A 26,598-nucleotide genomic window follows, 5' to 3' on the forward strand; every position below is an offset into this window, starting at 1 on the left:
GCGAGCATCGGCGCCGCCCAGGCGCTCGGCGATGCGTTTCGTGCTGCTGGTGGGCGTCCTGAGCTTCTTCGCCGACTTTACCTATGAAGGCGCGCGCAGCGTTACCGGCCCTTACCTGGCCTCGCTCGGCGTTGGCGCCGCCGTGCTCGGTGTTGTCGTGGGCTTCGGGGAACTGTTGGGCTACGGCTTGCGTGTCGTCTCGGGCCGCTTTGCCGATGCCACCGGCCTGCTGTGGCCCACCACCATCGCTGGCTACCTGATCCAGATGCTGGCCGTACCCCTACTGGCCTTGACCCATGACTGGCGCTCCGCCGCCTGTCTGATTGTCCTCGAACGCGTGGGCAAAGCCATCCGCAACCCGCCGCGTGACGTCATGCTTTCTCATGCGGGCGAGCAGCTGGGAGGCTATGGCTGGGCCTTCGGCATCCACGAGGCGCTCGATCAGTTCGGGGCCATGTTTGGCCCGCTGGTGGTGGCGGTGGTCCTGGCAACGCGCAATGATTACCGGTTGGCGTTCGCCGTGCTCGCGATCCCGGCGGCAATCAATCTGATGTGCGTGATGCTGGCACGCCTGACCTATCCCAAGCCGGAGGACCTTGCGCCGCCGCACGACGTCAACGGATCGCTGACCGCGCTGCCGCCGGCATTCTGGCTTTACCTTGGCGCGGCAGGCCTGGTCGCCGCCGGCTTCGCGGACTACCCGCTGATTGCCTTCCACTTCGCCAGCTCAGGCTTGCTCTCAGCACATTGGGTGCCGCTGTTGTATGTGATCGCCATGGCCAGCAGCGGTGGCGCCTCACTGCTCTTTGGCCGTCTCTTCGACCGGTACGGCTTTCGCGTGATCGTCTGGCTGGCAGCCTTTACCTGGCTGTATGCGCCGCTGGTCTGGTTCGGCGGTTTCGGCTCGGCCGTACTGGGGGCGGTGATCTGGGGCATCGGCATGGGCGTGCATGAGTCGGTGATTCCGGCGGCTGTCGCGCCGCTGGTGGACCGACGACGCCGTGCCTCCGCATTCGGGCTCTTTACTGCCGGCTACGGCATCTGCTGGTTCCTCGGCAGCGCGATCATTGGCTGGGCCTATGAGCAGCATGTGGGCTGGGCCGTAGGATTTTGCGTCGTGACCCAGGTAATTGCGATTCCGGCCTTTGTCGCGGCGGGCCGGCATATGCGCCAGCCGCCCGCTGCAACCTTCCCAGGTGACGTACACTGAATCAGGCGAGGCCGCGTCGCTTTGATGCGCTGCAAACGTATGGGGAGAGGGACATGCGTGGCTATCAAGTCACCCTGTACACGGTCGAAAACCGTCGCTACCACGGCAAGCAATTATCGCACTGGCTGCTGCAGGTCATGCGGGATCTCAACTTCCGTGGAGCGACGCATCTGGTGGCGGCCGAAGGCATCGGGCACGATCACCGCTTCCATAGCTGGCACTTCGTCGAACTGGCCGACCGTCCGGAGGAGATCACCATGATCGCAACGGAGGCGGAAGTGCAGACGTTATTTGATCGGCTGGCCGCCGAGAACGTGAAGGTGTTTTACGCCAAGTTTCCGGTGGAATTCGGTTTTCTTGGCAAGGCGGCACCCAAGGAGGGTCCGGCACCGGCTTGACACGCCTGAGGCGGAGCTTCCCCTTGGATCGCCCTAGGCCAACTTCATTTGCGCATATGTCTATTTGGCACGTCGTCACCAACTTTGGTGACCCTTTTCTGACTTTGCCTTTGGCCGCTGCAATACTGGTGTGGCTGATGATGGCAGGACACGAACAGTTGGCCATCGCCTGGTTTGTCTTCTTCTCACTGGCAGCAGGACTCGTAGGCGCAACAAAATTTGCCTATGCCGGCTGGGGCTTGCAGATCCCGGAGGTGGGTTTCACGGTGATCAGCGGCCATACCATGCTCTCTGGCGCTGTATATCCGCTTGCTTTCTTCCTGTCCCTAAGTCGTTCAGGGTCACGCGCCTCGATGTGGGCGGCGCTAGGTGGGTTTCTGTTTGCGGCCCTGATCGGCCTATCGCGAGTCCCAACAGGTGCGCACACCCCATCCGAGGTCATCGCTGGGTGGATGCTTGGTTCCGCAGTCAGCGCTGTGTTGCTTATCCTCCTTGAACGCCGCGAGCCACGCCAAACGTCTGTGAGATTCGCCGCAGCGGCAGTGGCCATCGTGTGCGTTTGCTATGGGCACCTTGCACCCATCCAAGATTGGATCGCAAGTGCGGCTCCTGAGCTCGCCCGGGCAATTGGGAGTGCGCGATCATGGCGTTAGGAACTGATCAAAATCGATACCGACTGAAGCGCAGCATCTTGCGCGAAGCCTTGCTTAGTCGAGCTACGGCCGGCGCTGTGCATCACAGGCGCGAGTCGCAATGCCTTTGTTGCCATCCTGCGACATGAGGCCTATAAGTAGGGAAACCCTTTCCGGTGCCTGCATGAACACGCACAGCGAGACCGGCTCTGCGGCCCACCGATTCAGCGTCGTCCCGCGCGTTTGTCCGCAACATCAGAGCGGCCCGCGGTCAAGCCGGGCGCCGGTGGACTGACGGGCCTTAGTCATGGACTTCGCAACCGGAACGACGGTAACGCCCCTTGCTACTTGTGGCTGCTGGGTCTGCGGGGCGAGGAGCCATAGTGATCGCGACTATATTCTTCGTGCCTTTGGCGGACCCAATCATTTTGCGGCGACTTGCGAAGCAGTGACGGATGCACTTGGCTTCTGTTCTCGACATGGGTCCTTCCTGGCGACACAGGCGCAGTTGTCGCTCGAGGTAACGAAGGTCTTTCGGGAGGTGATTCTCCGTGTTCTCCCGTTGCTCGCCGAGGATCAGTTCCAGCAGGAACCCTTCCAGCGGATTTTTTTCTCTGCCACCGAGTCTTGTCCGGCCTGCTGGTTCGAGGAGCGCCGAGTGGCGCGGCGTGTAGGCCAAGTCAGCCGATTGTTGGGCAGTGGAATGTCTTCGGATGAATTCACTTACTGGAGCGATCTCTGCGTAGTGCATACCCTGGCGGCCACGCGAGAGCTAAAGCCAGAGGCCCGCATGGCAGCGCTCGTGCACTATGGCGCGACCTTGGATGCCAGCGCGATATGGCTGGACGAGCAGCTCCATAACGCAGTGAGTGCCGACGTGGCTTCGGTGAGCAGTCGAAGTGCTTGTCTGCAGCATGCGTTCAAGCTAGTCGCTGGCGAGCAATGGCTCGGAACCTCCACGTCAAACAACGCTGAAGGAGCTACGGCCGAATCTGATGGTAGTCTCACTCACACATTTGGGCATCCCGATTTTTGCCCGCTTTGCAACGAGCATTACTGGGCACGACGCCGCTGGATCCGCGCCGTGGGGCTTGCCGCCAGGTATCGTGAGGAGGAATGGCTGCTTTTTCCGACCTGTCCCGCACATATCCAAGTCATTGCGGAACTCGGCGATCGGGGCATAACGGAAGCAGTCATCCAGCACGCGCTTAACGTCGCGCGTCAAGCCCTAAGACATGAGATTCAGACCATTGAGAGCGCGACCACCGCCCTCCCGGAAGCGATAAGGAAACGTCGACCGCGCAAGCAGTGGAGCGCCAAGCCGGCGAAAACGAGGCGCATCCGGGCGGAGAGATCGATGCGTTGCCCGGGCTGCGAGCGTCTCGCAATCGCTCAAGACCGTTCGATCGGCGCATTGTTGAACCTGCTTCGAGAAAAGCGCCACCGCGATGCGCTTGCGCGCGGTCATGGCCTCTGCATGAAGCATTTCGCGCTCGCCTACGTGATGGCACCAAGATCGGTTCGAGCCATGCTTGCGGAGGTACAGCGACACAAGCTGATTGCGCTCGAGGTGGCGCTCGGACAATGGCTCAACGTCGCCGCCACTACTCGCGACACCGACTCCCTGGCATGTCCCGATGGCCCTTGGAGGTCCGCACTGCGGCGGTTCTGTGGATCCAGTCCAGACGATTTCATTTCTACCCCTTATTCATGATGAAGGTGCAACCTCAGTTCTGCTCGGCTGGCTTCGTTCCGAGTCCCCTGAAGGCCGAATTTTGCCAAGCTTGCGGAAAAACCTCGGCGCTGCTGACTACGCTGACTATCGATCGAGACAAGCTGTTGCACGCCTTGCCTCACCCCTGTCTGAGATTGAATGTGGGCAACTTTTTTGCTCGGGTTACGCGCATAGGCTGAGACTGCACAGGCCTTGGTTGACCGCGAGCATTGCCACTCGTCAGACGTGATAGAAGGGCTGGAGCTGGTTTGCAGCCTGAGGCGCGTCGAAGCCCAGCAGATAGTCTGAGACAGATCTCCGAGCGGCACCCCAGACGCGCGATCGCTAGCGTGACAGCATGGGCCATTCTTCTGCCGAGAAAGCGGTAAGGGTACCCGGCAGGCCAACGCGCAAGAACAGGGATAGCCGAGGGCATCGACAACGAGAGCCGGATTCGACTCAATCAGGCGTAGGACTACCTGCGGGAGGCGGGGGAGAAAGAGCCAAATTGATGCACGCCGCGCCCTGCTGCAGTACCGTTGCGGGCCCAGTGAGCCAGTGGGAAAAGGGCAAAGGTATATGAAGCTCGGGGTAAGCCAGGAACGGCCGCAACCTTACCTGCCGAGAAGTTTGTCGAGCGCGCTCCCGCTTGACAGTCCTGCGACGCGAAGGTTCCCAGCGGGGTGGCCGGATCCTATACTTGTGATTAATAGGACGGAGTGCAGAGACACCAGGGAACTCGATGACGATTGCCGGTGGCCGTCGCCTGAAACCGCGCTGCGCGATGTTCTGATGTCCCCTTAATTCGCTGGTGCTGGACGGTGCCGCAACTAGGGCCCCCACACCGGGCAGACCAGGACATTAACCATGTTCAAACATCTTCTACTGCCAATCGACGGGACAGCTTTGTCGGAATCCGCCTTCCGGAAGGCCATCGCGCTTGCTCGGGAAATGAATGCAAGAGTCACGGCACTGCGTGTTATCCCTGACTACCATCACCTGACCATGGAGACCGAAACGCTGGCGGGCGCTCGCGAACAGTATGCGCGGGAGGCCCGTCAGAGCGTCGAGCGCTATCTCACCGCCATTGCGCAAGACGCGGCGGTGGCTGGCGTGACATGTGAGACGGCTTATGAGATCAGCGATCATCCGTACGAGGAGATCATTAAAGCCGCAACGTACCGCGAGTGTGACCTCATTGTGATGGCCTCCCACGGCAGGCGCGGTATACAAGGCATTCTGATTGGTAGCGAGACGCAGAAAGTCCTCACTCACAGCAAGATTCCTGTGCTGGTGTACCGATAGCCCGCGCCGCAGATGGGTGCCACCGGCACGGCGCTCATTGGCTTACCATTATGCCGCTCGATCGGATGCCAGCCGATCACGGGCAAACGGCGGTGGACTCGCGAGGAAGAGCTCCCATGCGTGATGGACTGTCTGTCGCCGTTCCTTGCTTTGGCTCGAAAGGTATTGCCTAAGTGCCTTGGCCGCGGCCACCAATTCTGGATGCTTCCGTGCGAGCTCTTCGAGCAACACCCTGGCAACGGCGGCATCATTATCGTGCCCCTGCGCGTCTTGGAGCGCGCTTAGCCCTTTTACATAAGCCTTCCCAAGCTCGGTAGGTAACAGCGCTTCGAGGAACTCCGTCGCATAGCGGAGTTTCTTTGCCGCGATACGAATACGATGGCGCTCTCGCGGCGTTCCACCCTGCATTCGCCGGCCGCACTTCAGCAGCTTTCTGTGCCGGCGACCCAAGAGCTTCGTCGCCTGTTGTATGAGCGGCTCAGATAGCCTCCCTCTGTCGGGTGTTTTCAGCCGTTCCCGCCAGCGTCCACTTTCCACCCACGCGGCAAGCGTAAGCGTGAACCGGGCATACCGTGCGGAGGCGATCGCTTTCGCGGCAACCTTGCGCTTCTCGCTCGCCATCGTCACGGCAATCTGCAGCAACTGCGCCACTGCGCTCGAAGCCAGGGCGGCAATTGCCAGGCTGGGAAGCGTGTCAAGCGCGAATACCTCCCAGTCCCGTGCATCGGCTACCTTCCTGCACAACCACGCAAAGTCGTCGGCAAGACCGCGCGGCAAAGGCGCAATGTGCTTGAACAGCTGCAGAGCCGAACGCATCCGGCGCAGGCCTACCCGCAGCTGATGCACGCTCTCCGGATCGGCCCCGTGCATGACCCCATCCTCGTTTGCCGCGATCTGCTCCACACAGCTAGTGACTATGGACTGGAATCCATTCTCCACTGATATGTCTCGATCAAGCACAATTCGCTTTGCCCTCGTGGCGGCCATCGTTTGCGGGTTGCACAATCGGTAGCCTCTTTCGGCCTTGCTATACCTTCCGATCCTCAATGGGATGGATTTCTGAAGTTCGAGTGCAAAGTCAAACAGGGCGGAAGGACGGCCAGACTGAAGCTCGAGCTCGATTTCGCAAATTGGTTCCCGCATCGGCTCGCGAACAATCTCACCAAGATCTAGCGCCAGTTCCACATGCGCGCCGCACGGTAACTGGAGTTGCCATGTTGTCCGTTCGACTTCGACCACGAAGACGGGCGCCAGACTGTCCGAGAGCTGGGGTGAGGCCAGGATCGTCGCCCATTGTGTGCCCCCGATCAGCTTCCGCAACCGCGCAAAGTCTGGCTTTGGCCCCCGCACGCGGCATTCCCACTCCCCGCGTTGATGGAGGCCCGCCACTGCCATGCTGTTGCCTGCTTTAAGAGTCTGGATCCAAATTCGATTGCCGCGTCGCACGCGAAGCCCAAGATCATACTGTCTGAGCAGGCATTCAGACGTATCGAAATAGATGCTCTTCAGTTGGAGCGTTTTCGGCTCGGCGAGTGCGGCTGCCTTCACCAGGGAATGTCGACGAAGCGCCTGGACGTCGGTTGGATCAAGCAACAGCTTTAGTTCCGATTCCATGATCTTGCAGCAGTGCCGTCCTCGTCAGTTCAATCTAGAACTCCATCGCTCGTGAAGGCGGGGGCACCGCAGTGAGCGGTCTGAACCGTGCATGTGCGAACATGGCTGGAAGGCATCGTTGCGGACGCCGTGGCGACGCCCGTTTCGGATTGATCGGACACCCAGAGCGGTCGAGGCACACCTGGAACTGCCGGCTTCATCAGCGGCAACTCCACCGAAGCACCTTGCGCATGCCGGCGAGCAATGAGAAGGTCCAATTGCTCTTGGCATTAGAATTTGCCTCCCGCCGTTCCCGCCGGCCACTAGCGGGCTCATTTCCTGCCTTGCAAGGGGAGCACCAGCAGTGCCTGCCACCCGCTACACCAGCCCGCCGCGCTCACAAGTGCAGCACGATCCTCCACACGATCGTTACCGCGATGCTCCCAGCTGAACGACTGGTTGTAACAATGAACATGGCGGGCAATCTCCTGGATAAGTTGTCGGTTCGCTGTGAACCCGGTAACGTTCGCCTTCGAGAGGTCCGCACAAAGGTGTTGGCGACATCTTGCAATAGCCGAGCTGCCAGCACAAATACCGCAGACGTGCGGCTGCCAGTACGCGTATGTTTCGCCCATGAAGTCACACCACGGCTGACAATTGCGACCCTGTTCCAAGCGGCTTTCCGGTACGTATCCGTGGGAGGATGAACTCAATCCCATGCCGCAAAGATAGCAAGGTTGATAAGCCCGCAACTGATGGACTAGCCGCCGGCGCGCCATCGGCCCCACGTCGACATTGGCGGACGCGGCCCGTCCCATGAGGTCATCGAACAACACGGCAGGGCCGTGCAGATAATGGCCACGAAAGGCGGCTTCGACAAGAAGCCATCCCGCCATATGGCGGGGGCAGAAGCCCCAGGCGCGTCGCAGCGCCCGCCGGACCTCGGCATCCATAATGCTGCCTTGGATAAACCACCACAGAAAGTTGATCTCGCGGCCGGACAGTCGCAGCTCGGTCGGCTGTGAACAGGAAGAGGGGAGGCAAGCGTCTGGTTCGTGATGCGCTTGCCAATGTGGCACAGGGACCGTGAGAGACACCGTTCCGCCTCGTGAGGAGTCAAGTTTGGAACGGCGAGGAGAACAGAGCGGCTTGGCTGCGTTCTATCTTTGCCTACCGTCCCGGCTGCGGGAATGTATTAGTAGGCATCATTAGCCAAGTCTTGGCGGTTGAAGGGAGGCATGCCATCTCCACACAGGTACTATTTTGGTGGATTGCAGGCCTGACCGCAAGAAGGGTCGGACTAGGACAGATGAGCACAATGCTCGTACGTTTCGTCTTTTTCTAGCGTCTTGGCGAGATAGCACTCAGTTCAGGCGCTACTGCAGTATGCCGGTCCTGGTTTTCGTAGTGTCGCCGCAAGGCGCATCAGTCTAACCGGCGGCAGTGTGTGTGCTGCATGAGACACCGCTGTGCACGCGGGGTGATTCCGGCCTCTCCGGCCGCCACCGGCGTCGGCGCCGCGGGAAGTAGCAGGCGAAAGACGCCGAAACACCTGTGGTGAGGCGCGTCGCACGCGGCGGCCTTCGCACCGCCATGCTGCCGTCAGCGTGCTAGCGGCGTCAGGCTCCGGCGCATTGAGCCACGCATCGCACGCGGTCAGCAGCGCCGGCGGCCGGGTTGGCGTGCAGGTAGCCGGTGTCGTACCAGTAGCGGTAGCATCTCGCCACCACCGCCAGCGCACGCGTGCGGGTGGCCTCGCTGAGGTGACCAACCGGCGGCGGGGCGGCCTCTGTGCCGCGCTCGCCGCGCTTGGCGGTAGGCGAGTGGCGCTGCAAATCGGACAAAGGCCCGAGCTGGCGCACGCTGCACCAGCGCATCAGGCGGCGCAATTCGGCTCCATAGGCGCGCAGCGTATGCGCCGAGCGCCCGGCGCGGTCGCGTCACAGCGGAGCCCTGTGTGTCCAGCCACGAAGGCGATGCGGGCGGCTCCGCGCATCGGCAGCCGCCCGCACGGCCGGCACCTTCGGTGAGGAGGCGCCAGACCGGAAGCGGCGGCGGTGCGTGTGCAGCAGCCGGGTCAGCAACGTCTCCGGGCTGGGCGTCCCGTGCGCAGGGGCCCGCGTTCCCAGTACTCGATTGTCCCATCGTGCGCCAGCAGCAGCTTGAGCACCGCCGGCGGCGCGGCCTTGGCCTCGGCCAGCGACACGCAGCGCCGCCTGACACGCGCCAGCGTCCAGTGCGCGTGGACCGGGTGCCCCAGCGCCACGGACAAGTAGGCGAGCGCCGCCTCAGACCCCGCTTCGGGCTGACCGCGTGTCTGCAAGAGGTATAGCGGTTTGCTTATGGTAACGATCAATTGTTTTGATTATTCGTGATGTTTTGTCTGCCCCACACTGCCGATCAACCTCACGGTTTTGTCAGCGGGTACAACGCCTGCCGAGCGCGCACGCCCTATGACGACGGCGATGAGGCCATTGAAATCGCGAATAGCAATCGGAGACAAGATCATGCGCCGTGCGACATGGATGGCAAGCGCGGGGATCGCGGCCGCGATCCTCGGAACCGCAGCTCGGGCTGCAACACCCACACCGACCACACCTACCACGCTCAAAGCCGTCATCTCGATACCAAACGTGACAACGACCACGGGCTTTTATTTCGATGGTTCCTACGTCGACGTGGCGCGTCGACTTTACTATCTCGGCAACCGATCGACGAAAGGGATCGACTTCATCGATATCGACCATAACAAGGTGGTCGGACAACTTTCGGGAATTTTTGCCGGACAGGTGTTTTCCGGCCAGAAGCTGAACAACAACGCCTCGGGGCCCAATGCCCTGGAGATGGTGGGTTCGAACGAACTCTGGGTTGGTGATGGAGATAGCACGATCAAGGTGATTGACCTGGTTCGGCGCGCGCATATTGCGACCATCCCAACCGGCGGCAAGGCACGCACGGACTTTGTCGTCTATGATCCAGACCATCAAATCGTCCTGGCAACAAACAAGAACGACACCCCACCTTTCGTCAGTTTCATCGATCCGCAAACCAGAAAAATCGTATCGAAACTCGAATTTCAAGCCAAGCAGCTTGATGGCGTTGTCTACGACCCTGCTCAGAAACGCTATCTGATCTCCGTCGGAGCCACCCGCGAGAACCCACATGGAGAGGTTGCCGCGATCGATCCGATCACGAAGACCGTGGTGGCGCATTATCCGACGCCCGAATGTTTTCCGGCCGGTCTGTCACTCGGCCCCTCGGGACATCTTCTCGTCGGCTGTAGCGATGACGCGATTGCCGCCGGGTTTAAGGCCAAGACGATCATCATGGACGCGAACAATGGGACGATTTTGCGCACCATCAACGAAATTGGCGGCTCCAATTATGTAGCCTACAATCCGGGCAATCGGCGGTTTTATTTAGGTGCGCGGGACATGACCGAGGACGGTACGAAGGACACCAAAAAGACACCGATGCTCGGCATTATCGATGCTGTGTCGATGAGTTTCATCGAAAACGTTCCAGCAGGAGCCAATTGCAAGGCCGTGGTGGTGGATCCCAAGACCAATCATATCTTCATGCCGCTAACGTCCTCGCCAAGCGGGCCGGGCATCGGCGTTTTTAGCAACTGACCGGGCAATTCGCTGCCGCCGCGATCCCTTCGTGGCGGCAGCGTCTGGGCTTTGTTCGAATGCCCCAAGCGCGCACCGGCCGTTGGCGTGCCCCAGACTGTTCGCAGCATTTGTTGGGTAGGTGGGCGCCCGCCCCGGCTTGGCGCGCAACGGCTGATGTCAGGCGGCATTGCGGGCGGCAACCTTGGTGGCCGATGACCGCGATTCACGAGACAGCCTATCCGCGTATTAAGCCCGAGTTTCTCGGTTCGGTTGGCATGATGAACTTTGAGGGTAGGGTGGGTGCCCACATGGGCTCTGTAGCGACCCCGCACACTCGGCCAGCAGACGTTGTTCACATCCATCGGGCACCCGCCGCATCTTACCAGCTCCCGCCGGCGGTCTCAGCCTCACCGAGGCAACAGGGGGCCGCAAAGATCAACCGAGTGGACGATGGGTAGTTCGCCGCCGTTCCGGCAGGTATCGTTCCTGTTCTTGTCGCCGTTCTTCAGGGTCTCGGCGGGGGAGATCGGTGCGGCGATGTTCTGCTTTGAAGGCTGCGTCTTCACGGCGGCTTTGTTGCTTTCAACTTGGCGGTGCTGCGACCAGGCGGCGGGTAATATCAGATATGAAACATTCTGAATTGATTTTATCCCTGTGGGAAAAATTCTTCAGATCATAAATCTTCGGATTTATATAACATGGGGTCAATGTAAGGAGGTGCGGAACTATGACGCTTCCTTAGGGAAGGAGTAAAAAAATGTCCAATGCAATCATTGGCCCGCGATGCAACCGGCGAGTCTCCTGTTCCGTCAGCCCCTCCAATGATCAGAGTGAGTCCGCGCTTGCAATCAACCCGAAAGATCCATACCACATGGTTGGGGCATCGAAGAAATTCACGAACCCGCAAACGTATGCCTTTTCGCTGATCGCGTACGTAAGCCGCGATGGAGGCCAGTCCTGGGAGGAATCCAATCCTCTGGGGCTACTCTACGACTGGGTGGGGTTTCGGATCCGGCGCTGGCCTGGGACGACCTCGGCAACGTCTATCTGTTCGCGTTGCCATTCGGCCCCCTCTCTGACTACGATTTGCGCGGTATGGTGGTCTACAAATCTACTGACGGCGGGAAGTCATGGAGTGCCCCAAACCATATTCATGATGTTCACGGCGACGACAAGCAGTGGGCCGTGGGCGACACCAACCCGACCAGCCCGTATTACGGTCGGGTTTATGCCTGTTGGGATTCCGGTGGGATTGGCACATCGCAACTCTGCTTCGCCAGAACGAAAGCTCATGGTGCGAGCTGGGTGAGCATCAGTGTGGGAGGCGACCAGCCAGCGGGGACTCCGATCCCGGGTATCAACGACTCGGGATCGCCGGAGATAAACGTCGCGCGCGACGGCACAGTGTTTATTGTCTGGACGAATGGAGGAGATGCGATCAAGTTCGTCAAGTCCACGGACGGCGGCGACACTTTCTCCGCGGTGAAAACGGTGGCGTCGGGCATCACCCCAATTCCAGGCAAGCTGGGCGGCGGCAAGTTTCGCACGTTTACGCTGCCGACTGCGTGCGCCGGCACAGGCAACCACATCGTCGCGGCCTGGGCTGACTACCGCGAGGGGGTGTCGCGGATCTACTACCGCCGGTCCAACAACCTCGGCGACAATTGGGTTGGGAGCGCCGCTGGGGATCCCCTCTTTACTGGCGGCAATGTATCAGCCGCGAACCAGCATGAGTTCCATCCCCAACTCATGGCGACACCATCGGGTGCAGTGGGCTGCGCGTTCTATATCTTTGGCCCGAGGGGCGGCGGTGAGTTCGCCCCCGGCTTGATCGATGTGATTCTCGGTGTCTCCACCAATTCTGGCGCTGCCTTCGATAATCGAGGAACAGTTACCGATCAGGCCTGGGATCCGACGGTTGACGAGGTCTGGGCTCATGGAGATATGAACCTGACGTTCATCGGAGACTACTTCGGCCTGGATGCGAGCTCGCTCGGATTCTTCCCGCTGTGGACCGACACGCGGACAGGTGTCCAGGAGATCTTCTGCTCGCGCTTGTCCGTGGATCCCGCAGATGCGTACGTGCGCGACTCCAGCACCGACGTAGGGAACGTCCCTTCCCCGGGAGATCACTGGGAGTATGTCGACCTGATCGTAAGACGGCAGCCCGACGGCGACACAACTTTTGTCAATGAGGATCTGCTTCGCGACGGGATCACCGATCATTATGTCTACGCTCGAGTGACGAACGCTGGCCCAAACAAGGCGCGCAGCGTCAAGTTGGCCGCCACCGTCGCGAACTATCCTTCCCTGGATGCCCTACCCGGGCTCGAGTTCCGCTACCCGCAGGACTGGTACCCAGGCGACTGGAATACTCCGGACCTGCAGAGCAGCCATTACTATGTCGGCACGTCAACCCCGACCGACATCAACGCAGGGAGCACAAAGATCATAGGGCCAGTCGTTTGGCCGGCGGCCCAAATCCCCGACCCAAACGCCTGGCATCACCCCTGTCTACTGGCCGAGATTTTGGCCGACAACAACGACTCCGCCGGCGGGCCTGACAGCATCCCCGTGCCGGCTGAGGGGGACAAGAATGCCTGCAATTATGGAAGCTACTTTTGGGGAAGCAATAACATCACCCAGCGAAACCTGAGTTACGCCCCCCTGACCGCAGACGCGATTAGCGCCATTCGTTTCTCATTCATTGCCGGAAGCGTTTGGAGCAAGGCGCGCTATCTCGAGATCATCGTCGAGAAACCTAAGGAGCTCGTCGAGCTGTCCATGTCCCTTCAGATCGAACCCCTCCACACGAAGAAGGGGCCAGACCGCGAGCCCTGTCCGGAAGGCGCGCTCGTATTCACTGGGCGGTGCCGGGTCACTGTTCGGGCCGGGGATTGCGAGTTGGGGGAGATCGTCACCACACCCGGGACGGAATGGCACTGCCGGAAAGCTACTGAACTCGATTCTGGGCCGCAGCCTGTCGTCTATGGAGGGGACAGCGCCGGAGGATTCTGGCGGCTACTCATGCCGAGGTCGTCGGTTGGCTTCGGAGTCAAGGAAGGCGAGCGCTACCTGTGCACGCTCACATTCAGCGTGCCGCCCTCCATAAAGCTGGCAGCGGCTTCCGTGGTCCGCATCTTCCAGCGCAACGACCGGCGCATCATCACCGGCGGCGTCTCCTTGGGATTCCGCCAGAGGCCCGCGCCTGCCCAAACAGCTTCGCTTTCGGACGAGTGAGGCGGCGAGCCGCGAATGTCTCGCGAGATCAACTGGTCGAGCTTGTTGCCCAGTTGCCGCCGTGCCTGATCGGCATGGACGCCTGCTCGGGCGCGCATCACTGGGCGCGCACGTTCCAGCGGTACGGTCACACTGTGAAGCTGATGGCACCGAAGCTGGTGGCGCCATACGATATGTCCGGCAAGCGCGGCAAGAACGATGCGGCCGATGCCGCGGCCATCTGCGAGGCGGTGACACGACCCAGCATGCGTTTCGTGCCGCTCAAGGGCGAGCACCAGCAGGCGGCTGAATGCGTCTCGCGCATCGCCATGCCGACGGGGGGCCTTCCCGTTTGCACCGGCCACCCAGTCGTTCGGGGGTGTTGGCATGGCAGATCCGGGTGGCGTTGCGGCACCCGCCGTGCGCGTAGTCAGTCGCCGAAATGCGACTTGCCCATTTTTTGGGCAGCACCCCGCCAGCCGCCTCCCACAAGGGACCGCACCACTTTTCCACAGCGTTATCACCACCAGGTGGGGACAAGGCGGCCAGTGGATCGGCGACGCGAGTTAAGGGTACACCGCCCGCACGGCCCAATCCTCCCGGAGCCTGCCACCGAAGCCCACATTTGCTTACAGAACGGCCAAGCGGAAACTGATACGCTGGCGATCCCCGTCGCCCGCGCCAGGCCAGTGGCGGGTCGCGAGCACGCGCCGTTGGTCCCGCCCGCTTGGCAGCGTGGCTCCCCGTTGCGCGCCACGCATAGCCAATCGGGTCCCGGCAAGAGGCATAGAAAGGCCAGCAGGTTCGGGCGCGCCTCAGTGGCAAAGCCGCGTTGCGCGCTACCGCTTGGCGGCGCGCGTAGCCTGCGCGGTCGCTTGCCGGGCCGCGTTCGATGCCGCGGCGGCGGCGATGTCCAAATTGCTCTCAGTGATTTCGATCGCTTGCTTGGCCGTTTGCTGCATCGTGTCGCACAGGCTGGTGGCGGCGCTTACCGCCGATTGCCATGCGGCTATGGCGGCCTCCGAGCCGGCCGGGGCGCTCTTCGTGGCGCTGTCGACGACGTCTTGCATCTTGCGCTTGTTCGCTTCGTACTGCGCTTCAGCAATTCTCGCGAATTCAGCTCGGGTGGCCGAGGTGATCTCAATCAATTGGCGCTGGTACGCCTGCGCCCTCTCGGTCGCCGGCTGCAACAGGCTGGTTTGCAGCGCCAGCAGCTCCTGCATATCCTTGGCGGCGAACGCCTTCTGGATATTGTCCTGGGTTTCCGCCAAGGTCGCCTTCATCGTCTGCAGATTCAGTTCCGCCAGTTTCTGGAGGCCGGCGAGGGTCTTGTTCGTCAGACCGAACAGCAGGTCGAAGTTGGCGGCTTGCAGGGCCGTAAGCTGTTCAGTGGGCAACGTAGGCATGATGGACTCCTGAGGTTGGACCCGGCGGCCGCTGTGGCGGCATGATGCCGCCACAGCGGCGCGACAGGGTTGTGCGCATTGGCCCGGAGCGTCGCCCGCCCGCGACGCGCGGAGGCGCACAGCCTGCTGGCTGGGCTGCGGCCAACGACGTCGGCACAGTTGGGACGGTAATGCGGGGTGGGCAGGGCAGCGCCTTAGCGGAACCGCCCGACGGCCTTCAGAAGGGAATCGCCGCGCTGGGTGAGGCGGGGACACGCTTGGCCGGAAGGCCGGCTTTCCAGTGTGACAAAATGATGCGCGAGCAGCGTGTCAATAGCCACGGGGTCCAGTTCCTCCGGGTTCGGGGCTTCCTTGATCAGAATGAGTGCGGCAATTTCATGAGGACTCAGCACGTGCGTCTCCTGCGTCGTTTTAGTTTGCTGGGAAGCGTCAACGACTGTCGTCGCGCCGGGCGCTTGGTCGATGCGGCGAAGTGCGCTGCCTCTGCAAGGTGCTTGATCACCGGGCGCGTACCGCGCGCGCCGGGAAGATTCACTCAATACCGCCCTATACGAATTATCAAGATGTGACATGAATTTTTTAAGACAGTCGTCGGCAGATCGACGTCCACGCGCGCGTAGCGCCGTGGATTGGCTCGCATGTTCAGACTGTCCTGCGTTGCAGCGCGCCATGCACCGCGCGCTTGAAAATGAGGCATCGTTATCCTATTTTGACGAAATGTTGTCGCCCAGCTAAGTCGCTGCGCCGGCTAGGATAAGCGGGGGGAACGGGGTGGTTGACTCGGCGGTACCGCCGGAGAGGCATCAGAGGCTGATGGCCTGGGGCCTCTCCGGTCGGTGAGTCCTGCCGCTTGCTGCGTATGGCATAGAGATAGCCAAGACGGGGACCGAAGCCATCCTGCAGAGTGGACTAGGCGGCGGCCGACAGCTCGCTCATGAATTGGGCATTTGCCAAGATAAGCAGCTCTACCTCGTCAAGCTCATGACCCTGCACCGATAGGTCGATGACGCGAAGCTGAGGAAAAAGCACCGATGCCATTTGGAGAGAAGTAGCCTTCGTCCCGAATGGGCCAAATCGGAAAGCACACCGGCCAGCGATTTCGGCAAAGTGGCTGGCCCCCGTTGGTAGCGTGTAAATGATGACGAAGTGATTTTCAGGATGCATTGTGGCCTCCAAGCCTGTCCTGTCGCCCTCGAATCCCGTAGCGCATTTCTCCGGGCTTTCTCCGGGCTGCAACAACTAGAGCCACCGTACCCTTCATGTAACCGAACGCGAGAGGGCATTTACACTCTGTTTCCCAAATCAGGGAACTTCCTAGGTGCGGCGCGCTGACAAGTCGGGAGTCGGCGCGGTAGTCTCTTAGACACTGGCCGCACAGAGGCTTGCTTTCCTACTGCCCAAAGACCTTGGATGCAGTGCGGCAGGGTTGTCGCGAAAGCGGTCTCGCCTGGAACGATTCAGATTGCTGACTGCCTGGCAAGGTCGAAGAGACTCAGCTACTGATTGTTGTCGGGTCATTTGCACATGACGGTACAGCGCGATTGCTAGAGGAATCCTGGCACCGCTTACCCCCCCGCGCCCTTGCTGATGTTGCCGAACATGTCATGGAATCCTGAAAGGCAGCCGGCATCGAATCAACCTGCGGATGCGCAGCAGACTGCCGTGGAGCGCGCTGTACGCCTGGCCGGGAATGCACATCTGACAGGTCCCCCGCCGGCGCTTTCACCGAGCTTATCGGCAGCAGGTTCGGACGAAGCCCGCATGCTTCGTTTGACGCCGCGTCAGTATCAAATCCTCCTATTGCTGGCAAAGGGACACCAGTTGAAGGTAATCAGTCGCATGCTCGACATATCCCTTGCTACGGTTAAAAGCCACGCGGGACAGCTCTACCATCGGCTTGGTGCACGCAATGCAATTGAAGCGGTCTACGCCGCGCGCCAACGCGGCGCCAACCTGCATCTGCCGGCGCTGGAAGAGCCTGGTATTGACAGCTGAGGCATTGTTCAGCGACGGTGGTGACCGTCCGGGCGGAAAGTTGAAGACCTGGAGCATCTACAAACTCATTGCGCTGGCCACCTATGGCATGTCGAGCGGATTTCCAGCGTGCCAACGCCTTTCAGCCCGTCATGGCACGATTACTTGGCCCGCTTCGCTCACCATCGAAGACTCGCCGACCGCGTACCTGGCTGACCGCGACCCGACCATGGTCTCATGCGGCGCGGCGCCAGTGGTCTTTCGGGTCATTGCCCCCCGAGGACCCTTGTTCGACGTTTTGTCACGCTATCATGGGGACGGTGACGGCGAAGGCGAGCGCGGCCTCGATGATAGAGCTATGCGCGTAGGCTTAATAGCCATTGCTGGTAGTACTTTTGCTGTTCGACAACCGTCGCCGGGCACATGTCGGGGCCGGTGTTAAAGGTCTCGAGGAGGTCAGCCTCGCTGGTTTTATGCCCCATGACGAGCCGGTGCAAGATCAACCCTTTGCCGACTTGCTCACCGTTGTCGATGTAATAAACATCCAGGCTCGCGCCGTAGCAAAGCGGACTTAACCCCGCCAACGCCATAATGCTGCGGATCTGGCGGAGTGCTTCGAAAAAATCTGGAGCCATCAGGTCAATGACTTGATCACGATAGACCGCCCGCAATCGACAAACTTCGAATTCTTCGCTGGGTTCGAATTGGATCAGTTCGCCCGGCGCACCACCACCGAGTGGAACGATAAAATTGGACATACCACGTGCTCCCAAACAACAGCCGGAAAAGGCTCGTGAGTTCGCGTTGGCCGAGGGTGAGGCGATGGGCAAGACCGCCATTGTCACCCTCACTAAGGGTAGGGCAATGTGCCGCGCACTGGCTCTGTATGCCGACGTGCGCCGCGGCGAATTGAGAAGCGTATCGACGGCGAGAGCGAGGCCGGTATGGCAACGCCCGAGATGCAGTTATCTGGAACGGCGGCCGGCGTAACGAGGCCGTCAACTCGCGCTGTACAGGCCGAATCGCACCCACGCAGGCTAGACGCGCTGAAGGATGCATGCCCGTCGCCGACGCGCGAGACCTATCGGCTAACATGGCGATGGCGTGGACTACCACTCAGATGCAGACGGTACTCGATCGGCGGGTGAACCGACGGCAGCCCATTGCCACCCAGTGGTTCCAGCGAGCATCGCGGCCAAGCGCGCCTTGATTGCTGGATCTCCAGCACGGCTGCACTCAGCAAACTTGCAAAGCTATTGCGATAACTCTTCTTATCGCACTAGATTCATCGATGCACTAAACTGGTAGACATGAAAATGCTGCCAGCCAACCCCCAGACCCATCAGGCGCCGCCTGACTTCCCCGATGCGGCGTCGCTGGCCGCGCTACGCGCCTGGTACGAAGGGCTGTCGGCCCGCGACGCGGTGGTGCGCTACCTGGGCGAGCGCAAGGCCAGCGGCCAGTCCGCGCGCGGCATCCTCGGCCACATCCGGCGTCAGTTGGCCGAGTTCGCGCGCCGCCGGCAGCGCCAGGACGTCGCCGCTTTGTTCGTGCACGGCGCGGCCGAGCGAGTCGGGCGGGCTAAGGCCATCCACCAAGCGATCGACTGGCTGCGCCGCTTGCCCCCGCCGCAGCCGCAGGTCGGCGACGACATCGGCCAGTGGCTGCCGCCTCGTGCCGTGCAGGCGCTGCGCGCGCACGGCATCGAGACGCTGGCGGACCTGACCGTGCGCATTCCGCGCCGGCGTCGCTGGTGGACAGCGGTGCCGGGCCTGGGAGCGGCGAGCGCCCGGCGGATCGAGGCCTTCTTCGCCGAGCACCCGCAACTCACCGAGCGCGCCCGAGCGCTGATCGCCGTGGCGGACCGCGGGGTGATCGTGCCATGGGAGCACCTGCGCCTGCCCCACGAGGTTGATGGTTCGTCCGGGACCTTTCGCGCCCCGCGGCAAACCTGCACCCTCGGCGCGTCGAACGACTACGAGGCGGTCCAGGCCTGGCTCGCGTTGCACGAGTCACCGGCCACCCAACGGGCCTATCGCAAGGAAGCCGAGCGGCTGATCCTGTGGGCGATCGTCGAGCGCGAGCGTCCCCTATCGTCGCTGACCACCGAGGACGCGATTGCCTATCGCACTTTCCTGCGCCGGCCGACGCCGCTCCAGCGTTGGGTGGGGCCACCTCGACCACGCACCTCAAGCGAATGGCGCCCGTTTGCACAGGGCCTGTCACCGCGTTCAACGGCCTATGCCTTGTCGGTGCTCGGCGCCATGTTCCGCTGGCTGATCCAGCAGCGGTACGTGCTGGCCAATCCGTTCGCGGGCATCAAGGTGCGCGGCAGCGCGCGTGCCGCGCCGCTGGATACGTCGCACGTGTTCACCGAGGGCGAATGGCTGCTGCTCCGCACCCTTGCCGATGGATTGGAGTGGTCCTATGGGTGGGAAGCGCCGGCGGCCCAGCGCCTGCGATTCGTACTCGACTTCGCGTATGCGACCGGCCTACGCGCCAGCGAACTCGTCAGCGCAACCCTTGGTGGCATCGAAATCGATGCCCATGGCGACCACTGGCTCAGCCTGGTCGGCAAGGGGGCCAAGGCGGGCAAGGTGGCGCTGCCGCCGTTGGCGCGCGTGACGCTCGACCGCTATCTGGTCGAGCGCGGCCTGCCAGTCACGCGAGCGCGCTGGGACCCGAAGACTCCCTTGATTGGCGGCCTTGGCCAGGATCCGGCCGGCAGCATCACCGGGACGCGACTGTGGGCCGTGTTGCGGCGATTCTTCATGCAAGCGGCGGATTTGATCCAGGCCGACCACCCGGTCGCCGCTGAGAAATTGCGGCAAGCCAGCCCGCACTGGATGCGGCACACTCATGCGACCCATGCGCTCGCGCGCGGCGCGGAGTTGACGACGGTCCGGGACAATCTACGGCACGCATCCATCTCGACGACCTCGATCTACCTGCACGGCGACGAGGTGAAACGAGCCCGCCAAATCGGGGCGGCGTTCTCCGCTCCCTAGCGGCGTGGGCCAATTGGGTGGTCAGCGAATCCTTACTTATATCTAAATTGATCGGTTCTTTTCTTTCAATATAACCACAAGGCTTATGATAGCGGATTGGCTGTATCTTGGCATGACCGCTGTTATGCCTAATACGTAACTATCATAATGCATGTTACGTATGCGATGAGACTCTATTTTCATTTTTCCGTGCCATGATAACCTTTCGTATCATGATCGCTAACAATAAGCGACGCATGGCCTATCTATGTCCGCGTACTTGCGGATAGAATGTGATTCATCCGTGCGGATGCCGCACCGGCATAGGGCTGGCGGGCCGCTGCGGCCCCTGTCACCCCTATGGCCAGTCGCAAACAACGTCCCCCACGCATATCCACCGCGGCCGTTCGGGCCGCTGACCTGACCCCGGAAGATGTGCGCTTCGCCGCACGAGCCTTCCTGAATGACGACCGGGAGCCGCCCGCCGGACTCGGGCCTTCCCGTTACTACGATGTCTGGATCGACTGCGACGGCCAGGGCCCGAAGCCTTTTCCCGCCAAGGTGATTCTCGCGTATGCCACCGGCGGCGATTTGCCCGAAGGTGAGGGCTATGCGCGCAACGGTGCTTGGCGGAGCCGGCTGCAAGAGCTGGGCTTTCCTGTGCTGGCTAAGGGCAAGCGACCAGTCTCCGGTCAATCATGCAAGGGCATCGACCTTCAGACGGAATCGGAGGGTGGTGCGCGACGCTCGCGCGCCCAACCGCTGGTACATGCAAAGGCGCGGCGGGAATTGACGCGCGAACACGTCGTGGCGGCGGCCTTGGCGTGCGCCGATCTCCCGCCGGCGTCAAAGCCGGACACCTATGATGTCTGGGTCGGCGCGAAGCCGTACCCGTTCTGGTCGCTCTACCGGGCGGCAATGAAGCAGTCTGGCGGCGTGGTGCGAAAGTCGCGGGGGTTGCTTCGAGGCAATCAGCCCGAGCATGACCGGCTTCGTGCACTGCGCTTCGATGTCCTGCCTCGCGGGATTCCACCGGTCCCGGGGATAGAAGGCGCAACCGACGAACCATCGCCCGAGCTGATCACTGTTGCTGCACTGAAGAAGGCCGCTGTGTTGCTGGCGCGAGCTCCCGAGTTTCGCGGCCGGCGTGAGGGCCGGACCGTAGACCTCTGGATCGAAGGCAATGGCCCGTATCCACTCAAGGCGATGTGTCTGCTCGCCTGGCACAGCCTGGGACTCGGTTGGCACGAGAACTGGACAAAAGGAGGGCCAGCCAGCCGTACCAACGCGCATCTGCAACACCTCCCGGGGGTCGAAATCTTGACGAAAGGCAAAGCGCCGGACTCTGATGGAGGCAGGGCGCGCGCCATCCTCGACGACCTGCAGGCTATCGAGAAGAGCAAGGTCAGTGAGACGACTCGCGAGCGACTGGTCGACGCGCGCCTAGGGCAGGGCCGCTATCGGCGCCAACTGGAAGAGCATTGGGGTGCGGCGTGTGCGGTGACCGGCGTCAGCCAGCGCGAAGCGCTTCGCGCCAGCCATATCGTCCCGTGGAAGGAAAGCGACAACACGACCCGCCTGGATCCGCACAACGGGCTGCTCCTGGTGGTGACTCTCGACTGTCTGTTCGACAAATGGCTGATCAGCTTTGCCCGCGACGGCAAGCTCCTGGTTGGCCCCATTCCTCCGGACGAACAGCGAAAGCTGGGCCTGGACCCGAAGATGCGCCTGCGCATCGACGGCAAACTCCACCTGACCTCCAAGCGCCTGGCGTTCCTCGAGCGCCATCGCCGCAAGTTCCTTGAGCTCCATGGCCGGAAGGATCGATTCGCCAATGCATGACACCAGCCAGCCAACGGCACCGGTCGCAGACATCGTGCTCCCCAAACTCCGCCGGCGGCGCTCCGTCACCCGCCGGCTACTGCACCGCGGCCATTTCGCCTTTTTGCGGGCCATCATCCAGGGCCTGCACGCGCGCCCGATGTGGGAGCGCTACCTGATGGATGAGGGCGAGATCGAATCCGAGGCCGAATTGGTCGGGGCGACCCCCAAGGGCGAAGAGGGGACCGAGCAGGATCTGGACCCACAGACGCGGGCCGCCGTCCGCTTTGCCGGACACCCCAAGGTGCGCCGCGTCACAGCCTGGCTACGAGCGGAGATCTCGGCCGCGGCCGGCCGCGCCCAGCGCCATGGCATGACCACCCTGGTACGCCAGGATTTCCGACAGATCGGCCGTCCCGGATTGGGCCTGCCTTCGCTGGAGGAGTTCGCCGCCCAGGCCGGGCTCGATGGCTTTAGCGAAAGCGAACAGCTCGCCGCCTACGAGGAGAAGTACGGCAAGGCGCTCGAGCGCGAGAAGAAACGCGCCTCGCTGATGCGGCGCCAGCTCGAAGCTATCGACTGGCTCGAGGGGAAGTACGCACAGCCGGTGCTGGTCGAGGACACTTGTCGGGCGTGGCTGGCCGATCCTCTGGCCACCCGGCTGGAGTCGGCCGGGGTCGTGACGCTCGGCGATCTTCTCGACCGGATCAACGGCCTGGGAGAAGGGTGGTCGCGCAGCATTCCGGCCATCGGCGCCGGCAAGGCCCGAGCGATTGAGACCTTCCTGCGGATCCACGCCGAGACGCTGGGGCGCACCATCGGCGGTCACGTGGCCGTGCCGCGGCGCCAACGCTACGCGCACGAGCTGGCGCGCGTCGTGCCGCACGGCGCGGCCGGCCTGGTGCCGCTGGACAAGCTGGTGGTGCCTGCTGAGCTCAACGGCAGCGCCGGCGCCTACCGCTTGCCGCAGGCACGCTGCCTGATTCGCGCGCACACCGACTTCGAGGCGATCCTGTCTTGGTTGCGTGCCAAACCCGGGCTCGCCCCCGAAACGGTGGCCAGGATGCGCGCGCAGCGCCGGGATGTCTCGACGCTGCCGGGGCCGCTGGACTGGCTCAACTACCTGTCCAACACCCAGCGCGCGTACCGCAAAGAGGCAGAGCGGTTCCTGCTGTGGGCGATTCGGGTTCGCGGCAAACCCCTGTCGTCAATGGACACCGACGACTGCATCGCCTACCGGGATTTCCTCGGCGCGCCGCCGGCCGACTGGTGCGCGCCACGTACAAGAGAGCGCTGGAGTCCGCTGTGGCGTCCGTTCGAGGGCGCTCTCAGCGCCACGGCGCAGACCTATGCAATCGGCGTACTCGCCAACCTCTACCGGTTTCTGAACGACAAGAATTACCTGTCCGGCAACCCATGGCAGGGCGTTCACGTGCCCCGTAGCACCAAGCCGAAGCTGGACGTTGGGCGCAGCCTCACCGAGGACCAGTGGGCCTTTGTTGCCGGGCGGCTGACCACACTGCCGGGGACCTCGGCCAACCAGCGTCTGCAGCTGGCCCTGCCGCTGCTCTATGCCACCGGCCTGCGCCTGTCGGAGGTAGTGTCCCTCAAGACCGACGACCTGGAGTGGGTGAGCCTGCCCAGCCCCGGGTCGAGCGAGCGGGAGGAGGGCTGGTGGCTGACGGTCATGGGGAAGGGCAACAAACTACGCCGGGTGCCGGTGCCAGACGCAGCGATCCGTTCCCTAGGCGATTACCTGGTCGCGCGCGGCTATGCCCGCGACCCCGAGATGGTGCAGGGCGTGGCACTGTTGGGTCTGGCCACCGACCAGGCCGAGCGCTCACCGATCGCGGCTCGGCGCGACGTGGCCCAGGTGGATACCGGCGCCGCCGTGGCTGCCAACACGCTGTACCGTCAGATCAAGGCCTTCTTTGCCGACTGTGCCGCGGCGCTAACGGCGGCGGACGCGCGGGGTGCCCAGCGGCTGGCTGCGGCAAGCACCCACTGGCTGCGCCACACCCATATCTCACATGCGCTGGCAGCCGGCGCACCGCTCGAGGTCGTGCAGCAGAACGCCGGCCACGCGTCTCTGGACACCACCACCCGCTACGTCACCACGGAGGAGGCACGGCGGATGGCCGTGATGAAGAAATTCTGGAGCTCATAGCGAGGCCAATGTCTTCCGTCTGCCTCATCTCTCGGCGCGCCGCCTGGTCGGCAGCGGCGGGAGCTCGGTGTCACGCATCATGTAGCGTGCGCACGCCTCGATGTCACGATCGGTGACTCCGCACTCGGCGTAAATCTCCCGCCATCCAGAAACGATGTCCAGGATCTCTTCGGCCTCGGCGCGCGCCTCAGCCGGCGTGAGCATGAAGCGGGCGGCCTGGGAGAGGGCGTTCCGCAGAGTAGGGTCCGTGCCTTCGTCCCCAACGATCAACTGCTGATATGGAATGCCCTGCAACTGAGGCTGGATGTCGTAGACCGGGGACAGGCTCCACCCTTCGCCCCCATGATGAAGGAAGGCATGGTTCTTGGCATGGTCGTCCGTGTTCTCGATGAGGATGTTAAGGAGCATCCGTCGGAACATCGCAAGACTGTCTTCGAGTGGTTGGGGGGAATAGCGCCGGGCAAGCTCTGCAATGTCCGCATAGGACATCTGTTCCTCGGGAATTCCCTCTGCCAATAGCAACGTCCGCGCGCTCGCGAAGTGAATGCGGCCGCCGTCTGCATCACGGTCAAAGCGCTTCACCAACAGCGCGTTTGTCCTCCCCAGCTGGACAAGTTGAGACTCCGGAGCTTCGATGCCGCAGGCCTGAGCCAGGCGCAGCGTGGCATGCTCTATCGCGCAAAAGTCCACGCTATCGCCTTCGGCGGGGAATTTGGCGATCCAGGGCCCGCCGTCCTCGTCAATGATCGCTTTGGGGCGCGCGCCACCAGCCGTGCCACCCGGTCGCAGTAGTTGCCTAAGGCGATCGTCGATGGGCAGTTGCAACTCGACAGCATGCGCGGCTTCAATCAGCCCCGGCAAGTCGCCACGATGGAACACGGGGGGGTGATCAACCTCGTAGCGGTCTCCCGACGCCGCAAAGCCGAGGGCGCCGATTCGGTCCTCCCCAGCCAAGGCCAGGTAGTCGATAGCCGCGCGCCTGCGCGGATTGAAGGCGCGATCGATGACCCGCCGGCCCCAACGGTCCGGCCCGGCGTCCTCGAAGACGGGATGTAGCTCCAACCCAGGTGGCGCTGCATACTGGCCTTCACGGAGTGGCAAATCAGGAGAGAGGGCGATCGCTTCCTTACGCTGCAGATATCCGGGCGCGTAGGAGAACAGGCACTGCCGGCCCCCGATGAGATCCAGGCGTCCGCAGGGCACCGGCTCCCGGCTGTGGGGTCGGTAGAACCACACGTAGAGGTGATCGTTCACGGCTTCTTCCATTGGGCCTGCGACGTCGCGGCAGGACGCTGAATTCGAGTGATCTCAAGATCAAGTGCGACCTCGTCTGCGGCAGGATTCGCGATCTCGGGGAGCCATTTGAGGCGTCCTACTAGCCAAAGGGCCATCGCGTAGACGGCAATCGACACTGTCGGATCGCCTTGTTCCATTTTGCGGAGGGTTGGGACCGAAACCTGCATCCGTTGTGCGAAGGCCGCCATCGTCTCCTTGCGCCTCTTGCGAGCCAGCTGCAGATTGACGCCGAGCTGGATGAGCGACCGGCTAACCGGTCCCGGTAGAGTCGAAACTGCTTTGGCTTTTCTTGGCATGATGTAAATCATAATAGCCAATGACGCCTAAAACAGAAATTATTATTTGCTTTTCTATCCAAGAGCCTTTGTATAGTGACCCATACGCCTCTTTTCGCATAATTAGCGTTATGTTAAGTATGCGTCACATTTAGACATTGTACCGTCCCGCCTCTGGTTTGCTGTCACTATACTTTTCAGTCCCGGGATGATTGCTCAGGCGACCATGAATCTGGAGAGCCTAGTTCAGCTGCTACGACGTCGAATCGACATGGAATCGGCCATGGTCATTGCCTCAAGCAAGGATTTGAGCCGTGTCGAAGTAGACCTCTCTGCCAACAGCGTTGAAGACGTTCAACTATACGTGGAAGCCAAGAGCCTTGGATTCCAGGCAAGATGCAATGCCGGCGGCGAGGTTCAGACGATCATTTTGAAGGCCTGTGGGGAGATCGGCTTTGGGCGGTATCCATGGCTGCTAGCCGACGGCATCGACATATCGGCAAGCCTGGAAGCGGTAGAGGCTGTGTTTGGACTTCAACATTCTCGGCGAGAATCAGGCGTTAAGCCGGTCCTCGGACATGTTGGCATAGCTATACGCTATGACTTTCCGGCACATTCCATCCACTTCGAATTTGATCCGGCAACGCGCCGCCTTAGAATGGTGACGATCTCGGTGCGGTAGTCCTTTCGTGGGGCGCAGCGATTGCGCCTGGTTCCAGAAGCACCGCTCCACGTTCGGCCTCTACCCCGCCGGGCAGGCCCCGCCTAAGCCAGGACGCCATCCGCCTGCAAGAGGACCAGGCGGGCGTCCGGCACGCGCTGGCCCAGGCGGAGCACAAGAGCTGGGCGCGGGAACAGCCGCGGCAGTTGATCGCACGGCGGCGCCCGAGCCTAAGTCGCCCTCCCCTCGGTCCGCGCTCGTTTTCTGGCGGCTTTGCCGCCCACGACTCGGCCCAAGTGCAGAAACGACCCCAAGGCAACAACGGC

The 26,598-nt window shown here is 62.0% G+C and carries 23 protein-coding genes, 1 pseudogene and 1 riboswitch; of the genes and pseudogenes, 14 read left to right on the plus strand and 10 right to left on the minus strand.

Annotated elements, in window-relative coordinates; all coding sequences use genetic code 11:
• Positions 1-31: 31 nt before the first annotated feature.
• The 5 genes from ACREYQ_RS33845 (at position 32) to ACREYQ_RS33865 (ending at position 5,259) form a co-directional block, all read left to right on the plus strand.
• Positions 32-1,210: an MFS transporter gene (locus ACREYQ_RS33845; RefSeq protein WP_432263616.1), complete on the plus strand. Its 1,179-nt coding sequence runs from the start codon at positions 32-34 to the stop codon at positions 1,208-1,210.
• 53 nt (positions 1,211-1,263) lie between these two features.
• The gene (locus tag ACREYQ_RS33850) at positions 1,264-1,608 is read left to right on the plus strand and encodes a DUF190 domain-containing protein (protein WP_432263617.1); all 345 of its coding nucleotides are present in this window, start codon (positions 1,264-1,266) and stop codon (positions 1,606-1,608) included.
• Between the two features lie 140 nt (positions 1,609-1,748).
• Positions 1,749-2,261 (plus strand): phosphatase PAP2 family protein, encoded by a 513-nt coding sequence (locus ACREYQ_RS33855; RefSeq protein WP_432263628.1) that lies wholly within the window; start codon positions 1,749-1,751, stop codon positions 2,259-2,261.
• A gap of 286 nt (positions 2,262-2,547) precedes the next feature.
• On the plus strand, positions 2,548-3,954 hold the full coding sequence (locus ACREYQ_RS33860) for a hypothetical protein (protein WP_432263618.1): 1,407 nt from the start codon (positions 2,548-2,550) through the stop codon (positions 3,952-3,954).
• A gap of 867 nt (positions 3,955-4,821) precedes the next feature.
• Entirely contained in the window at positions 4,822-5,259 is a 438-nt protein-coding gene (locus tag ACREYQ_RS33865) for a universal stress protein (RefSeq protein WP_432263619.1), read from the plus strand.
• Between the two features lie 48 nt (positions 5,260-5,307).
• Here the strand turns inward: ACREYQ_RS33865 and ACREYQ_RS33870 are convergent, their stop codons facing one another.
• The 4 genes from ACREYQ_RS33870 to ACREYQ_RS33885 all read right to left on the minus strand — a co-directional run bounded on the left by ACREYQ_RS33870 (position 5,308) and on the right by ACREYQ_RS33885 (position 9,175).
• On the minus strand, positions 5,308-6,873 hold the full coding sequence (locus ACREYQ_RS33870; RefSeq protein ID WP_432263620.1) for a CHAD domain-containing protein: 1,566 nt from the start codon (positions 6,871-6,873) through the stop codon (positions 5,308-5,310).
• 311 nt (positions 6,874-7,184) lie between these two features.
• Positions 7,185-7,949 carry a hypothetical protein gene (locus tag ACREYQ_RS33875; protein WP_432263621.1) on the minus strand — a complete coding sequence of 255 codons (765 nt, stop codon included), beginning with the start codon at positions 7,947-7,949 and terminating at the stop codon, positions 7,185-7,187.
• A 95-nt stretch (positions 7,950-8,044) separates the two neighbouring features.
• A riboswitch (Fluoride riboswitch) is annotated at positions 8,045-8,110 on the minus strand.
• A 361-nt stretch (positions 8,111-8,471) separates the two neighbouring features.
• Positions 8,472-8,741 carry a hypothetical protein gene (locus tag ACREYQ_RS33880; RefSeq protein ID WP_432263622.1) on the minus strand — a complete coding sequence of 90 codons (270 nt, stop codon included), beginning with the start codon at positions 8,739-8,741 and terminating at the stop codon, positions 8,472-8,474.
• Between the two features lie 188 nt (positions 8,742-8,929).
• On the minus strand, positions 8,930-9,175 hold the full coding sequence (locus ACREYQ_RS33885) for a hypothetical protein (protein ID WP_432263623.1): 246 nt from the start codon (positions 9,173-9,175) through the stop codon (positions 8,930-8,932).
• 184 nt (positions 9,176-9,359) lie between these two features.
• On the opposite strand from ACREYQ_RS33885, the gene ACREYQ_RS33890 reads away from it, so the two are divergent.
• From ACREYQ_RS33890 to ACREYQ_RS33905, 4 genes and pseudogenes are all read left to right on the plus strand, one after another.
• On the plus strand, positions 9,360-10,484 hold the full coding sequence (locus tag ACREYQ_RS33890) for a hypothetical protein (protein WP_432263624.1): 1,125 nt from the start codon (positions 9,360-9,362) through the stop codon (positions 10,482-10,484).
• Positions 10,485-10,916: 432 nt separating this feature from the next.
• Positions 10,917-11,105 carry a hypothetical protein gene (locus ACREYQ_RS33895; RefSeq protein ID WP_432263625.1) on the plus strand — a complete coding sequence of 63 codons (189 nt, stop codon included), beginning with the start codon at positions 10,917-10,919 and terminating at the stop codon, positions 11,103-11,105.
• Positions 11,106-11,651: 546 nt separating this feature from the next.
• Positions 11,652-13,706, plus strand: a complete 2,055-nt coding sequence (locus ACREYQ_RS33900; protein WP_432263626.1) for a hypothetical protein — start codon at positions 11,652-11,654, stop codon at positions 13,704-13,706.
• A gap of 17 nt (positions 13,707-13,723) precedes the next feature.
• A pseudogene (locus tag ACREYQ_RS33905) lies at positions 13,724-14,008 on the plus strand (IS110 family transposase); the annotation flags it as partial.
• A 516-nt stretch (positions 14,009-14,524) separates the two neighbouring features.
• Here the strand turns inward: ACREYQ_RS33905 and phaP are convergent.
• The 3 genes from phaP to ACREYQ_RS33920 form a co-directional block, all read right to left on the minus strand.
• Positions 14,525-15,091, minus strand: coding sequence for a TIGR01841 family phasin (gene phaP / locus ACREYQ_RS33910; RefSeq protein ID WP_432263418.1), 567 nt, complete (start codon positions 15,089-15,091; stop codon positions 14,525-14,527).
• 194 nt (positions 15,092-15,285) lie between these two features.
• Entirely contained in the window at positions 15,286-15,483 is a 198-nt protein-coding gene (locus ACREYQ_RS33915) for a hypothetical protein (RefSeq protein ID WP_432263419.1), read from the minus strand.
• A 517-nt stretch (positions 15,484-16,000) separates the two neighbouring features.
• On the minus strand, positions 16,001-16,255 hold the full coding sequence (locus ACREYQ_RS33920; RefSeq protein ID WP_432263420.1) for a hypothetical protein: 255 nt from the start codon (positions 16,253-16,255) through the stop codon (positions 16,001-16,003).
• Positions 16,256-16,678: 423 nt separating this feature from the next.
• Here ACREYQ_RS33920 and ACREYQ_RS33925 point away from each other — a divergent pair, with 423 nt between their 5' ends.
• Entirely contained in the window at positions 16,679-17,086 is a 408-nt protein-coding gene (locus ACREYQ_RS33925) for a response regulator transcription factor (protein WP_432263421.1), read from the plus strand.
• Positions 17,087-17,421: 335 nt separating this feature from the next.
• On the opposite strand, the gene ACREYQ_RS33930 is transcribed toward ACREYQ_RS33925, so the two are convergent.
• The gene (locus ACREYQ_RS33930) at positions 17,422-17,823 is read right to left on the minus strand and encodes a hypothetical protein (protein ID WP_432263422.1); all 402 of its coding nucleotides are present in this window, start codon (positions 17,821-17,823) and stop codon (positions 17,422-17,424) included.
• A gap of 558 nt (positions 17,824-18,381) precedes the next feature.
• Here ACREYQ_RS33930 and ACREYQ_RS33935 point away from each other — a divergent pair.
• From ACREYQ_RS33935 to ACREYQ_RS33945, 3 genes are all read left to right on the plus strand, one after another.
• Positions 18,382-20,073 (plus strand): phage integrase family protein, encoded by a 1,692-nt coding sequence (locus ACREYQ_RS33935; RefSeq protein ID WP_432263423.1) that lies wholly within the window; start codon positions 18,382-18,384, stop codon positions 20,071-20,073.
• A 339-nt stretch (positions 20,074-20,412) separates the two neighbouring features.
• Positions 20,413-21,894: an HNH endonuclease gene (locus tag ACREYQ_RS33940; RefSeq protein WP_432263424.1), complete on the plus strand. Its 1,482-nt coding sequence runs from the start codon at positions 20,413-20,415 to the stop codon at positions 21,892-21,894.
• A complete protein-coding gene (locus ACREYQ_RS33945) occupies positions 21,887-24,040 on the plus strand; it encodes a phage integrase family protein (protein ID WP_432263425.1) in 2,154 nt (717 codons plus the stop codon). Before ACREYQ_RS33940 ends, ACREYQ_RS33945 begins: the two co-directional genes overlap by 8 nt.
• 24 nt (positions 24,041-24,064) lie before the next feature.
• On the opposite strand, the gene ACREYQ_RS33950 is transcribed toward ACREYQ_RS33945, so the two are convergent.
• Complete coding sequence (locus ACREYQ_RS33950; RefSeq protein ID WP_432263426.1) at positions 24,065-25,306, minus strand: type II toxin-antitoxin system HipA family toxin; 1,242 nt, start codon at positions 25,304-25,306, stop codon at positions 24,065-24,067.
• Positions 25,291-25,632: a helix-turn-helix domain-containing protein gene (locus ACREYQ_RS33955; protein WP_432263427.1), complete on the minus strand. Its 342-nt coding sequence runs from the start codon at positions 25,630-25,632 to the stop codon at positions 25,291-25,293. The genes ACREYQ_RS33950 and ACREYQ_RS33955 overlap by 16 nt, the downstream gene beginning before the upstream one ends.
• 250 nt (positions 25,633-25,882) lie before the next feature.
• Between ACREYQ_RS33955 and ACREYQ_RS33960 the strand changes: the two genes are divergently transcribed.
• A complete protein-coding gene (locus ACREYQ_RS33960; protein ID WP_432263428.1) occupies positions 25,883-26,293 on the plus strand; it encodes a hypothetical protein in 411 nt (136 codons plus the stop codon).
• Positions 26,294-26,598 lie beyond the last annotated feature (305 nt).

The organism is Cupriavidus sp. TMH.W2 (genome assembly GCF_050847365.1).
GTDB lineage: Bacteria > Pseudomonadota > Gammaproteobacteria > Burkholderiales > Burkholderiaceae > Cupriavidus.

What these genes read in the sequence shown, in the direction of transcription:
- ACREYQ_RS33940 (WP_432263424.1), top strand. Translation starts at nt 20,413, where the DNA reads ATGGCCAGTCGCAAACAACGTCCCCCACGCATATCCACCGCGGCCGTT.
- ACREYQ_RS33925 (WP_432263421.1), top strand. Translation starts at nt 16,679, where the DNA reads ATGTTGCCGAACATGTCATGGAATCCTGAAAGGCAGCCGGCATCGAAT.
- ACREYQ_RS33930 (WP_432263422.1), bottom strand. Translation starts at nt 17,823, where the DNA reads ATGTCCAATTTTATCGTTCCACTCGGTGGTGGTGCGCCGGGCGAACTG.
- ACREYQ_RS33960 (WP_432263428.1), top strand. Translation starts at nt 25,883, where the DNA reads ATGGAATCGGCCATGGTCATTGCCTCAAGCAAGGATTTGAGCCGTGTC.
- phaP (WP_432263418.1), bottom strand. Translation starts at nt 15,091, where the DNA reads ATGCCTACGTTGCCCACTGAACAGCTTACGGCCCTGCAAGCCGCCAAC.
- ACREYQ_RS33950 (WP_432263426.1), bottom strand. Translation starts at nt 25,306, where the DNA reads ATGGAAGAAGCCGTGAACGATCACCTCTACGTGTGGTTCTACCGACCC.
- ACREYQ_RS33955 (WP_432263427.1), bottom strand. Translation starts at nt 25,632, where the DNA reads ATGCCAAGAAAAGCCAAAGCAGTTTCGACTCTACCGGGACCGGTTAGC.
- ACREYQ_RS33860 (WP_432263618.1), top strand. Translation starts at nt 2,548, where the DNA reads ATGGACTTCGCAACCGGAACGACGGTAACGCCCCTTGCTACTTGTGGC.
- ACREYQ_RS33870 (WP_432263620.1), bottom strand. Translation starts at nt 6,873, where the DNA reads ATGGAATCGGAACTAAAGCTGTTGCTTGATCCAACCGACGTCCAGGCG.
- ACREYQ_RS33855 (WP_432263628.1), top strand. Translation starts at nt 1,749, where the DNA reads ATGGCAGGACACGAACAGTTGGCCATCGCCTGGTTTGTCTTCTTCTCA.
- ACREYQ_RS33935 (WP_432263423.1), top strand. Translation starts at nt 18,382, where the DNA reads ATGCTGCCAGCCAACCCCCAGACCCATCAGGCGCCGCCTGACTTCCCC.
- ACREYQ_RS33850 (WP_432263617.1), top strand. Translation starts at nt 1,264, where the DNA reads ATGCGTGGCTATCAAGTCACCCTGTACACGGTCGAAAACCGTCGCTAC.
- ACREYQ_RS33920 (WP_432263420.1), bottom strand. Translation starts at nt 16,255, where the DNA reads ATGCATCCTGAAAATCACTTCGTCATCATTTACACGCTACCAACGGGG.
- ACREYQ_RS33890 (WP_432263624.1), top strand. Translation starts at nt 9,360, where the DNA reads ATGCGCCGTGCGACATGGATGGCAAGCGCGGGGATCGCGGCCGCGATC.
- ACREYQ_RS33895 (WP_432263625.1), top strand. Translation starts at nt 10,917, where the DNA reads ATGGGTAGTTCGCCGCCGTTCCGGCAGGTATCGTTCCTGTTCTTGTCG.
- ACREYQ_RS33945 (WP_432263425.1), top strand. Translation starts at nt 21,887, where the DNA reads ATGCATGACACCAGCCAGCCAACGGCACCGGTCGCAGACATCGTGCTC.
- ACREYQ_RS33865 (WP_432263619.1), top strand. Translation starts at nt 4,822, where the DNA reads ATGTTCAAACATCTTCTACTGCCAATCGACGGGACAGCTTTGTCGGAA.
- ACREYQ_RS33845 (WP_432263616.1), top strand. Translation starts at nt 32, where the DNA reads ATGCGTTTCGTGCTGCTGGTGGGCGTCCTGAGCTTCTTCGCCGACTTT.